The following is a 290-nucleotide window of genomic DNA, read 5'->3' as shown; positions in this document are numbered from 1 at the left end:
TGTCGCGCTTTTCATTCTTATTACGGAGAATGAAAACGACACGTCGTTTCAATTTTCAGCTTGTTCCGGATTGTTAAAGAGCAATATCTTAAACATGACTCGTAAGTCATCTTTAAGATATGTGGGCAACATCTTTCACCTGTCACCAAGCTTTGGCGTCCCCTAGGGGATTCGAACCCCTGTTACCGCCGTGAAAGGGCGGTGTCCTGGGCCTCTAGACGAAGGGGACAATTAAGTCTGTCTTCGAAAGACACTTTGCTCGTTATTTTCTATCAGACAATCTGTGTGGG

At 45.2% G+C, this 290-nt stretch carries 1 tRNA gene; it reads right to left on the bottom strand.

The annotated features are described in order from the left end of the window. Positions 1 to 153: 153 nt before the first annotated feature. Positions 154 to 229, bottom strand: a tRNA-Glu gene (locus LQK91_RS21950). Between the last annotated feature and the right edge of the window lie 61 nt (positions 230 to 290).

It is taken from the genome of Pantoea sp. MHSD4, assembly GCF_021043305.1.
Taxonomy (GTDB): Bacteria; Pseudomonadota; Gammaproteobacteria; order Enterobacterales; family Enterobacteriaceae; genus Pantoea; species Pantoea eucalypti.
Note: the sequence above shows the minus strand (reverse complement) of the source record. Positions and strands in the feature narration are given on the sequence as shown.